Source organism: Microcystis sp. M20BS1, from assembly GCF_020245305.1.
Lineage (GTDB): Bacteria > Cyanobacteriota > Cyanobacteriia > Cyanobacteriales > Microcystaceae > Microcystis > Microcystis ichthyoblabe_A.
In genome coordinates, this window is sequence record NZ_JADBUZ010000187.1 from 67,768 (window position 1) to 79,113 (window position 11,346).

An 11,346-nucleotide genomic window follows, 5' to 3' on the forward strand; every position below is an offset into this window, starting at 1 on the left:
GCAAAAAGTTTTTCGTGGGGGTAGGGTGTGGGGTGTGGGGTGTAGGGTTTTACCGATTTTGAGGGGGTCAATTACCTAATTTTCAGGGAAAAAGTCCCTGAATTTTCCCCCCGATCACTCCCATATTTGGTACTTTTTGATTGACAAAAAGTCTAAAAGTCTTACCCAACAAGGTTTTTAGATTTATTCAGCCAACCCTATTTAGGGTTGGCTGAATATCAGTTTAAGCCTTGCTATAAAATGGTTTTGGGACTTTTTTGGCTAAAAAAGTCCCAGAAACGAACGTTGAGAAATGGGAATGGGGACTCAAAACCCTTGCACTTTCGCTCTTCGATTGGGAAGGGTTCCACTTGCAGACGTGCGAGGTCATTCTGTTATTCTGACTTCCCCTCCCGACGACCGGCTACTGACGACCGACTCCTGACCCCAGCCTAGTACTTTTTCAGCAAACCCTAGGTAGTTGGGGAATCTGCCACAACCAATCGATATTCCGACGCAACAAACGCACCAGCTCCCCGTCATGGCCTTAAACCGCCGTTTTCCGTGACTCAAGGATGGGGTGAATAATTGTCCAGGCTAGGACGATAATTAAAGCCAAGATACCAAAACGAGCCATAGAACTGACTAACTGGTGCAAGGGGAACAAACGGCCTAAAAAGAAAGACAATGTCACCATAATCGTCGCCCACACCGTCGCCCCACCCAGATTACAGAGAAAAAAGCGACCGTAGGGCATTCGGGCAATTCCCGCCATGGGACCGGCAAAGATTCTTAACAAAGCCACGAAGCGACCGAAAAAGACCGCCCGGGGTGCATTTTTACTAAATTGATCCTTGGCTAATTCTAGTTTTTGAGGCGGAATCCGAAAGAATTTGCCAACTTTTAACAAAAACGGCCAACCTCCAGCGCGACCGAGCCAATAGCCAAAATTATCGCCCAAAACTGCTCCTGTAATTGCGCTGACTAAAACTAACCAATAGTTTAAATCACCGCTACCGGCAAGGAAGCCGCCGACAATGGTGATGGTTTCTCCCGGGATGGGAATCCCCGTATTTTCCAGGGTGATGCCGATAAATACTGCCCAGTATCCGTATTGGTGGGCGATTTCTTCAATATTTTCTAGGGATAATAGCTCTAGGGACATGGAGCGCTTTCTTAACAAAGGTTTACGAATATTCTAAGATATTTTTACAGTATTTAACCGTGGCTGAACATGACTTTTCCCAGTATTGATTTATTAGCAATTCGTCAGGGTGAGATAAAAGATTTAGCGGGCATGAACTTGGCAGGGGCTGATTTAGCGGGTGCAGACCTAGCAGGGGCGAATTTACGCGCAAATTTACGCGGTGCTGACCTCACAGGGGCAAATTTAAGGGGAGCAGATTTTCGTAATGCCGATTTACGCGGGGCAATTCTCCTCGATGCGATCGTCACTGGGGCAAGTTTGGCCGGCGCTTTTTTAGCCGGGGCGGTTTTTAATCATCTAGATTTGTCTGGGGCAGATTTTCGCGGTGTCGATGGCCGGGGAGTGAGTTTTGTCGGGGCGATTTTAACCCAAGCGGATTTTACTAGCGCTAATCTGTCCGGGGCAGATCTATCAGCTACCGATTTAGAGGAAGCAATTTTTTTCGGGGCGATTTTACGCGGAACAAATTTTACTGATGCCAATCTTCTTTGTGCTAATTTAGCCTCGGCAGTAACCACGGGGGCAATTTTCGATCGAGCTTGTTTGGAAGGGACAGGATTAACCTAAATGGCTGATAGATAAAAGAAGATGAGTTTCTAATTCGTTGCTGGAACCTGATCTAGGTTTAAAAATCTGACCCATTCCCCTGTTTATCTGCCTCCATAGCTCCAGCTATTCTGAACCATTTAACCCCTTTTCTACCCTAAGTCTTCCTCTTGGCCAAATTGGTCAAGTTTTTGCCATTCTCCACCAGAAAATTTAGTTTAATTGTCTGGGTAATCAGTGCAGTTATTGAAGAATTTTACCCAACCAATTAAGCAATCAACCCAGTTCCTTAAGAGAACCTAGTAGAAAAGATTATCCTCAAAAATGATAGGATTGATCGATACCTAGCTGCCGTTAATCGCCCTCGATGAGATCTTTACGCCAACTTTACCGCTATTTAAGTTTATTTTGCCTCTGTCTTCTTCTGACCGTGGGCTGTCAGTCCACTAATTCCAATTTACCCCAGGGGAATAGCGATCGCCTGATAATTGGGACAACCCTAAAACCACGCTCGATCGATCCTGCCGATAGTTATGAGTTAGCGGGACTTTTTATTATTTATAATCTCGGTGAAACTCTCTACACCTACGCCGAAGGAACCACTAATTTAAAGCCTCTCCTAGCCACGGAATTGCCGCAAATTAGCCCCGATGGTTTGACTTATACTATCCCAGTACGTCGAGGAGTTATCTTTCATGATGGCACGGTTTTTAACGCAGAGGCGATGAAGTTTTCTCTAGAAAGATTTATCAAAAATGGTGGGGAACCTTCCTTTCTTCTCCGGGATACAATTGATAAAATCACCGCCAGCAAAGAGGACGAAATTACTATTAAATTAACCAGACCTTTTGCCGCTTTTCCCGCTCTTTTAGCTTATCCCGGAGCCTGTGCGGTTTCACCCAAATTTTATCAAATTGGCGAAGGTAAATTTAAACCCGAAGAATTTATCGGCACAGGACATTATCGATTAAAAGCAGTTACCAGCGATTCTTTTAGTTTAGAAGCCTTCGATCGCTATTGGGGAGAACCGGCCAAAAATAAGGGAGTTAATGTGCAAATTTATCTCTCGAATCCTGCCAATTTATTTAACGGTTTTCAAACAGGTGCGGTGGATATTGCCTATCAATCTTTACTGCCTCCTCAAGTGAGAAAATTACGCACAGAAGCAGTCCAAGGAAAATGGCAAGCGATCGAATCTTCTGGGGCAGCAATTAACTTTATGAGCGTCAATCTCAAAAGTGAACCCACCGATAATATTTTAGTGCGACAAGCAATTGCTTCTCTAGTCGATCGAGATTTACTTAATGATCGCATTTTACAAGGTCAAGGCATCCCTCTTTTTAGTCTCATTCCTACTACTTTTTCCGAGTCACAACCGGTGTTTAAAGAGCGCTATGGCAACCATAACATAGAACAAGCCAAACAATTACTAAAAACTGCTGGTTATAGTCCAGAAAACCCCGCAATTGTAGAAGTTTGGCACTCCTCGGGATCGATAACTTCCAGCAGCGTGGCGGCAGTGATGAAAGCTCTAGCAAAACGGGATTTAGATAATATGATTCAATTTGAACCCAATAGTATCCTAGGAGCAGCCTTTTTCCGTAATATTAGCCGGGGACTTTATACCACTGCTCTATCCAATTGGTATCCCGATTTTTTGGATGCAGATAACTATATTTATCCCTTTTTAGATTGTGCTAAAGGTTCCCCAGAAACTGGCTGCGAAGAAGGAGGATCCCAAAGTCAAGGCTCATTTTTTTATAGTCAAGAAATGAATCAATTAATCGCCCAATCCCGTCGGGAAAGTAACCCAGCTAAAAGAAAGCAAATTTTTGGCAAAATTCAAGAAATTCTCGCCGATGAAGTTCCCTATATTCCCCTTTGGCAAACCAAAGAATATGCTTTTGCTCGCAATGGCATCACGGGAGTTATCATCAATCCCAGTCAAACTTTTCCCTTTTGGACAATTGCCCAAAAATCCCGATAATTAATCATGAGTTAGCCGTCAGCTTTTGCTCCCCGGCTCGCCCTGCTGCTAGGGGAATTTTATCTGTTAAAATTTCTTATCGTCGTGAGGCGAAAACAAGCGGTTCTGGCCTTGCCTTCTGTCTTACAATAGTCAAATATAGGTTGTGTAGATAAATCGCCATGAAACACACATTATCCGTATTAGTTGAAGATGAAGCGGGAGTCTTAACCCGTATTGCTGGATTATTTGCCCGTCGCGGCTTTAATATTGAAAGTCTAGCCGTCGGTCCTGCCGAACAAATGGGAGTTTCTCGGATTACGATGGTAGTACCGGGGGACGAGAACAGCATCGAACAGTTAACCAAACAACTTTACAAATTAATTAACGTCCTCAAGGTGCAGGATATCACCCAAACCCCTTGTGTGGAAAGGGAATTAATGCTGATTAAAGTTAATGCTACCGCCGAGCGCCGAGCGGAAGTAATCGAATTAGCGCAGGTATTCCGAGCGCGAATTGTGGATATTTCCGAGGAAACCCTGACCATCGAAGTGGTGGGGGATCCAGGTAAAATGGTGGCGATTATGCAGATGCTGAATAAATTTGGCGTTCGTGAAGTGGCGCGTACCGGTAAAATTGCTCTGATTCGCGAGTCGGGAGTCAATACGGAATACCTGAAAGCTTTAGAGGCTAAAATGGCAATTTAGGGATATTGGGGATGAATGGGGGTGTTAGGGTTTTAGTTGAAATTCCCCATTTCCCCGCTTCCCCTATTGCCTTCAGAAGCTGATAAAAACTATGTCTAACCAGTCGCCGAAAACCCAAATTAGTCAAATTGTCACCGTTGCCGTGCAGAAATTGCAAGGAAAGGTGAATTTTCAGTCGGTAAATCTCAAAAAAGGGGCGAGAGTTCCCGAATTACGCCTTAAAGACGAGAATGGCAGCGGGGAAAGCAAATATCCCCTTATTGGCGATCGCTATTTGTTGGGTCGTAGTTCCAGTTCCTGTGATATTACTATCCGTAATACCGTAGTCAGTCAGATTCATTGTTCCCTGCAGCGGGACCCGAAAAATCCCCATCATTTCCTGCTCACAGATGAAAACTCCACCAACGGGGTTTATATGGGTAAACGTCGTCTGAAAAGCGTTTCCCTGCGTCATGGTGATACCTTTACCCTGGCACCCCCAGACTTAGCCAATTGTGTCACCATCTCCTATTACTGTCCCCCTCCCCTGTGGGCGCGACTTTTGCGCTATGGTTTCTATGGTGCGGGAGGTATTTTCGGTTTATTAGTTCTAGGGATTATCTGGGAAAGTCGCAGAGTTAATGTTTATCCACTCCCTTCCGGGGTGAGCGGTCCGGTGGTGGTTTACCCTAGGGATGGTCAAACTCCCCTCAATCCCAGGCGACAGGAAACTCACCAAGAATTAGATAATCTGGGCGATTTTTCTCCCTATTTGCCCAAGGCGCTTGTCGCTTCCGAAGATAGTCGTTTTTACTGGCATTTTGGCGTTGATCCTTTGGGGATTGTCCGGGCTGTTATGATTAATCGGGAACGTCAAGGCATTCATCAGGGGGCCAGTACCCTGACTCAACAGTTAGCGCGTAGTTTATTCCCCGAAGTCGGTCGCCAAAATACTGCTGGTCGCAAACTCCGGGAGGCTGTGGTCGCTTTACAATTAGAAGCGGTCTATAGTAAGGATACAATTCTCAAAACCTATCTCAATCGAGTTTATCTCGGTCTGGCCGGTTACGGTTTTGAAGACGCAGCCCGCTTTTATTTCGATAAATCCGCTAGAGATTTAGATATCTCCGAGGCTGCCACCCTTGTGGCTATGTTACCCGCTCCGAATCGATTTAATCCCATTCAAGATTACGACACTTCTGTACAATTACGCAATCGTGTCATCGATCGCATGGCTCAATTAGGCATGATTTCCCCGGAAGCGGCCGCCAGCGCTCGCAGATCCCGCATTGAAATCAGTCCCCAAGCCAAAAAATCCCTATCTAGTACGATTGCACCATATTTTTATAGTTACGTTTTCGAGGAATTACAAGACCTTTTAGGGGAAGAAGTGGCGAAAGAGGGCAATTTTATCGTTGAAACCAGTTTAGACCGCCGGCTGCAAGCGATCGCAGAAAAAAGCTTAAAAACTCATATTTTAAACCAAGGCCCCCGCTATCGATACTCCCAAGGTGCTTTAGTTACCCTAAACAGTCAAACCGGGGAAATTCTCGCTTTAGTCGGGGGAGTTGATTATCAAAAAAGCCAATTTAACCGCGCTATCCAAGCTAAACGTCAACCCGGTTCCACTTTTAAGGTATTTGCTTATACTGCCGCCCTAGAAAAGGGAATATCGCCCTATAAAACCTATACCTGCGCTGGACTCTCTTGGCAAGGACAGGCCTATTCTCCCTGCGAACGCAGTAGCGGGGCCATCAATATGTTTCAAGGTTTAGCGCAATCGGAAAATAGTGTCGCCCTTCGCATTGCTCGCGAGGCAGGATTAAGTAATGTGGTCAATGTAGCGGAACGTTTAGGAGTAAAATCACCTTTAAATGCTGTACCGGGGTTAATTTTAGGGCAAAGCGAGGTAAATGTCTTAGAAATGACCGGAGCTTATGGGGTTTTTGACCATGGTGGGCGCTGGAATCGTCCCCACGCCATTAAACGCATTCTCGACGCTTCCGACTGTAAAAATGTGGAGAATTTGAGTACCTGTCGGGTTATTTATGACTATGGCGAGGATAGCGAGAGAAATCAGCAGGTAATCTCCCCTAAAACCGCCGAGACGATGAATAGCCTCTTGCGGGGGGTGATAACTAATGGTACAGGCGGCGCTGCCAGTATTGGCATGGGAGAAGCGGGTAAAACGGGAACTACTAATAATTATGTGGATCTTTGGTTTATCGGTTATCTTCCCCGTCGCCACTGGGTGACAGGCATTTGGTTAGGGAATGACAACAATTCTCCCACTTCCGGCAGTAGTCAACAGGCAGCCCGGTTATGGGGCGATTATCACCGTCAGTTAATCACTACACAAAATTAATCCCAATAAGTAGTCGTGCAAAATTAATTTCCTAGTGAAGATAGGCAAGAGGTGGTTAGATATGTGTAATTAATTTTGCTTAGGTACTTAGGGTTTGCTGAATAAATTTGAAATGTAGGCAAAGTAAAGGTTTTGGGGCTTTTCTCGCTCCCACAGGTGCAAGATTTTGAGAGAATCGTCGTTCAAAACCTTGGGTCTTCATCGGCCCGCGTCCTGTAGGGGCGAAGCATTCGGACAATAACCTATCGGTGAAAAGGTAGATTTTCTATCCGAATGCTTCGCCCCTACTTATTCAGCAAACCCTACTTAGGACTAGCTACCGTTGCCGTTGCCTGTTCCAGAGTTCCCTAAAACCAGAGACTTCCTACATAATAAGGGTGTCCTAGTCCTAGCTAACACACCCACAGAGATTATTTCTGGTGGCTTGATTTTACCCCAAAAATCCACCACTGCCCAACCCACCGCAGGGGATGGACAGGAATAGATTAGGCAATCACCTGAATATTGCTTGCATTGAGACTCGCTGCGCCAGAGCCAGCAATGTTTGCGATTGTAACCAGACCACCAGTATTACCAAGGTCTTGGTCAAATGATAAAGTACCGACACCACCGACGACACTGTAGATAATTTTGGCAGTGCCATTTTCAGCTGTCGCGAATAGGCTAGGATTCAAAGTACTGCCAATGGTAGTCAGTCCGCCGAAACCACCGGAAGAAAGTACAATGACATCACCGTCAGTGATGGTAAAATCGGTGATGCTGTCAACGCCTTCGCTGGAATTGTTGTAAACAAACCAGTCAATACCAAGATCACCAGTTAGGGTGTCGTTCCCGTCGCCACCGATTAGGGTATCGTCTTCCGTGCCACCATCTAGGCTATCGTCTCCCGTGCCACCAAGTAGGCTATCGTTTTCCGAGTCACCAAATAGGTTGTCGTTCCCGTCGCCACCGATTAGGGTATCGTCGTTCGTGCCACCATCTAGGCTATCGTCTTCCGTGCCACCATCTAGGGTATCGTTGTTCGAGTTACCAAGTAGGGTATCGCTTCCCGATCCACCGATTAGGGTATCGTTTAACGAGCCACCATCTAGGCTATCGTTTCCCACGTCCCCATCTAGGCTATCGTTTCCCGATCCACCAAGTAGGGTGTCGTGTCCATTGTCACCGTGTAGAGTATCCGCGCCGGCTTGACCAAGTAGGCTATCGTTTCCGTCGCCACCAAATATGGTATCCCGTGCACCGAAACCGCTTAGGGTATCGTCGAACGCACTGCCTACAATGTTATAGGAATCGGTGGTGACGAAATTCCGGATCCCATTTGGAGGGTTAGGATTCGTCGCTTTCGGTATCGTGTTATCAGTATCACCGCTTAGTTGATAAGTGCCGGCAGCCCCACCTCTAACATAGGTAAAGCTATTTGCTAGCAGGAAAAAGGACTTAGAAAAGCCTCCACCGTAGCGGAAAAGGGTTACGTTAGCATTACTGCCGAAGTTGGTTATTCTCCAAGCTGTATCGCCGCCGGGAGTTAAAGTGCGCTCGGAAGTGAGATTATCGCTGGTAATGTTAAGCTCTGATCCTGATACATGAATGAGGATATCATTAAAGGTGTTTATGAAATTACGCACTGAAACAGTGGTAGCAGGATTGAAATTAGCACCAGTGGTGAGGAGGGAGGCGAATGATGTGGTTATAGTGGCCATGGTTTTTCCTTTGTAATGATATGTTTGAATGTGAAGAGTTTGATAGTCCTCCTCCCGATTATTATATACCGAGAAAAAAAATACAACCCTGTTTTCTAGGCTTGTTTCCGGAATTATTGCTAATGGTTAAGTTTTTATCAATTCTAGGTTAATTTTTGGCTGGGTATGATATAGATCACCCCAGAAATTAAGGTTAATGTTACTGATAGCCAAAAAGCCCCCTGAGCAATTAAATTATATTCAGAAGGCAAGGGAGCGATTAAGAGAGCGATAGCGATAATTTGGCTGACTGTTTTGCTTTTTCCCCACCAATTAGCCCCTTTTATGTCGCTATTTCCCGTTAAATTGGGATTAATGCGCCAACCAGCGATCGCTAATTCCCGAGCAAGAATCAAAAATACTCCCCAAGCGGCAATTACATCCATTTCAATGAGAGCTAAAAGAGGAGCGAGAACCAGCAATTTATCGACCAAAGGATCGAGAAATTTCCCTAATTCGGTGATTTGATCCAATTTTCGCGCTAGATAACCATCGAGCCAATCGGTGCTGGCAGCAATCAGAAAGATAATTAAACTTAACCAGCGATCGATTTCTGTGCCTTGATGCAACCAGTATAAAATTAATGGCAGTCCCAAGAGTCGCGATAGGGTAATCGAGTTGGGTAGGTTCATTTTTCAGTGAGCAGTAAACAGTAATCAGTGATCAGTGATCAGTGAGCAGTAATCAGTTATCAGTTATCAGTTATCAGTCAAAAGGCAGCTCTGAGCTTGTCGCTTAATAAGTAGTCGTGCAAAATAAATTTCCTAGTGAAGATAGGCAAGAGGCAAGAGCGGGGTTAGATATGTGTAATTAATTTTGCTTAGGTACTTACTATCTATTCACTGAAACCTGAAACCTGAAACCTGAAACCTGATAACTAAAAACTGATAACTAATAACTGATAACTGATAACTGATTTTAGCTGGCTAATTTGAGATCGAAATTACTTTGTTTATTGCCTAATTGCCTGAGCCAACGATAATTATAAGCTAAAGCACCTCGCAAGGTGGGATAAACGGCATAATTAACGCCAAATTCTTGGCACACTTCCGCTAAAATTGGGGCAATTTTGGGGTAGTGAATATGACAAATTTGCGGAAAAAGATGGTGAACAACTTGATAATTTAATCCTCCTAAATACCAATTTAAAAAGACATTTTTAGGAGCAAAATCTACGGTAGTTCGCACTTGAAAGATTGCCCATTCGTCTTCGATTTGATTAGCTGCCGAGGGTTGAATAAATTCGGCGGGTTCCAAAACGTGAGCTAACATAAATACATGACAGGCAAGCACTCCATAGGTCATAAAAACAATGAGAAAACCGATCGCTATTTCTAGGGGACTATAACCAACTAAGAGAGGAATGCCAATAAACCAAAAGAGATAAACAACTTTTCCGCTCAATAAAACAAATAGATCGATCGCTTTAAGATTGGGAATTTTAATCTCGCCAAAACGATGACGAAAGAGGATAGAGCGCACATCAGAGAATGACCAATAGATAGGAATTATAGCGTAGAGGATTGGGATAAATAAATGTTGATATCGATGATACCATTTATGCTCGGCATGGGGAGTCATTCGCACCACACCATCCCCGTGAATTTCCAGATCGTACCCTAAAACATTGGTGTAGGTATGATGGAGATAGTTATGACGAAAACGCCAGAGATAACTGGAAGCGCCGATGATATAATCGTAGGTCATGCCAAGGAGAGAATTAACCCATTTTTTACTAGAATAGCCGCCATGGTTGGCATCATGACCAATGCTAAAACCAATCCCTGCTAATCCTGCTCCTAAAACCAGACAACCGATGATTTTTAGCCACCAGATATCCGGACCAAAAAGCACAAATAACCAAGCGGCAATTACCCAAGTTAAAATCGTGATTGTCTTCAGGTACATGGCCAAATTATCTCTGGTGGGGATGCCGTTTTCAGTAAAATAAGCATCAACCCGTTTATTCAATTCCTTTCTAAAACCCTGATTTTCGGTAAAGGTTACTCGCATTCCTATTTTTGTCCTAGAAGTTGGTATGACGGCAATTTGTGGCAGCTCAGAGTGAATTTATGAGTCTTTGACTGGTTTGCTAAGGCTGTCTCACTACAACTGATAGTTTCTCATCAGTCTCTCATCTATTGTCAGAGAAAGAGGTGCGCTTGGCAAGGGAATCGCTCAATTTCTTTGCTACGCTTGCAAAAAATCCTCGGTTTTTACCTAATCAGATAGCAGATACCTGTAGCCGGTGATAGGGATGAGCATTAGGTACTTTTGTACTAGGGACTTGCGCTTTGATAATGTACCTTTTGGGCGAACGCAGTTCGCCCCTACATTGTGGACAAAATCCGTTACTGTAGGGGCGCAATGCTTGCGCCCTCCGATCGCTCAGGTTTGCTGATCACCTTAAGTAGGGGGAGAGCCTTCGAGGTGTTAGGGACTTGCGCTTTGATAATGTGCCATCTGGCTGGTCTGGTTCTTCTACAGAGCGATTTCTGGCTGGGATATTATTCCTACGCAAGTCCCTAAGTAGTCGTGCAAAATTAATTTCCTAGTGAAGATAGGCAAGAGGCAAGAGCGGGGTTAGATATGTGTAATTAATTTTGCTTGGGTACTTATTTTGGCTCTTCTAGGTTCTGTGTGATAAGTTTAACTTACATAGGGCTTGCTGAATAAATCTAAAAACCTTGTTGGATCAGACTTTTAGACTTTTTTGACCTCAAAAAGTGCCAGCCGTTGCGGGGATCGGGGGGAAAATTCAGGTACTTTTTCCCTGAAAATTAGGTAACTGACTACCTCAAAATAGGTAAAACCCCACACCCCACACCCTGCCCCTAGGAAAAGCTTTTTGCCGCAAA

The 11,346-nt window shown here is 44.6% G+C and carries 9 protein-coding genes; 5 read left to right on the forward strand and 4 right to left on the reverse strand.

The window, feature by feature from the left end; genetic code table 11:
* Positions 1-526: 526 nt before the first annotated feature.
* Positions 527-1,144: a DedA family protein gene (locus IM507_RS18510; RefSeq protein ID WP_002734739.1), complete on the reverse strand. Its 618-nt coding sequence runs from the start codon at positions 1,142-1,144 to the stop codon at positions 527-529.
* Between the two features lie 69 nt (positions 1,145-1,213).
* Here IM507_RS18510 and IM507_RS18515 point away from each other — a divergent pair, with 69 nt between their 5' ends.
* The 5 genes from IM507_RS18515 to IM507_RS18535 all read left to right on the forward strand — a co-directional run bounded on the left by IM507_RS18515 (position 1,214) and on the right by IM507_RS18535 (position 7,233).
* The gene (locus IM507_RS18515) at positions 1,214-1,753 is read left to right on the forward strand and encodes a pentapeptide repeat-containing protein (RefSeq protein ID WP_002731606.1); all 540 of its coding nucleotides are present in this window, start codon (positions 1,214-1,216) and stop codon (positions 1,751-1,753) included.
* Between the two features lie 346 nt (positions 1,754-2,099).
* Positions 2,100-3,719 (forward strand): ABC transporter substrate-binding protein, encoded by a 1,620-nt coding sequence (locus IM507_RS18520; RefSeq protein WP_287637491.1) that lies wholly within the window; start codon positions 2,100-2,102, stop codon positions 3,717-3,719.
* A 161-nt stretch (positions 3,720-3,880) separates the two neighbouring features.
* Complete coding sequence (gene ilvN, locus IM507_RS18525; RefSeq protein ID WP_287637492.1) at positions 3,881-4,405, forward strand: acetolactate synthase small subunit; 525 nt, start codon at positions 3,881-3,883, stop codon at positions 4,403-4,405.
* Between the two features lie 91 nt (positions 4,406-4,496).
* Entirely contained in the window at positions 4,497-6,749 is a 2,253-nt protein-coding gene (locus tag IM507_RS18530; RefSeq protein ID WP_287637493.1) for a PBP1A family penicillin-binding protein, read from the forward strand.
* A 322-nt stretch (positions 6,750-7,071) separates the two neighbouring features.
* Positions 7,072-7,233 (forward strand): hypothetical protein, encoded by a 162-nt coding sequence (locus IM507_RS18535; RefSeq protein WP_287637494.1) that lies wholly within the window; start codon positions 7,072-7,074, stop codon positions 7,231-7,233.
* A gap of 1 nt (position 7,234) precedes the next feature.
* On the opposite strand, the gene IM507_RS18540 is transcribed toward IM507_RS18535, so the two are convergent.
* The 3 genes from IM507_RS18540 to IM507_RS18550 form a co-directional block, all read right to left on the reverse strand.
* Positions 7,235-8,449 (reverse strand): calcium-binding protein, encoded by a 1,215-nt coding sequence (locus IM507_RS18540; protein WP_287637495.1) that lies wholly within the window; start codon positions 8,447-8,449, stop codon positions 7,235-7,237.
* A 143-nt stretch (positions 8,450-8,592) separates the two neighbouring features.
* Positions 8,593-9,120 (reverse strand): CDP-diacylglycerol--glycerol-3-phosphate 3-phosphatidyltransferase, encoded by a 528-nt coding sequence (gene pgsA / locus IM507_RS18545; protein ID WP_002743356.1) that lies wholly within the window; start codon positions 9,118-9,120, stop codon positions 8,593-8,595.
* Positions 9,121-9,406: 286 nt separating this feature from the next.
* Entirely contained in the window at positions 9,407-10,501 is a 1,095-nt protein-coding gene (locus IM507_RS18550; RefSeq protein ID WP_287637496.1) for a fatty acid desaturase family protein, read from the reverse strand.
* Between the last annotated feature and the right edge of the window lie 845 nt (positions 10,502-11,346).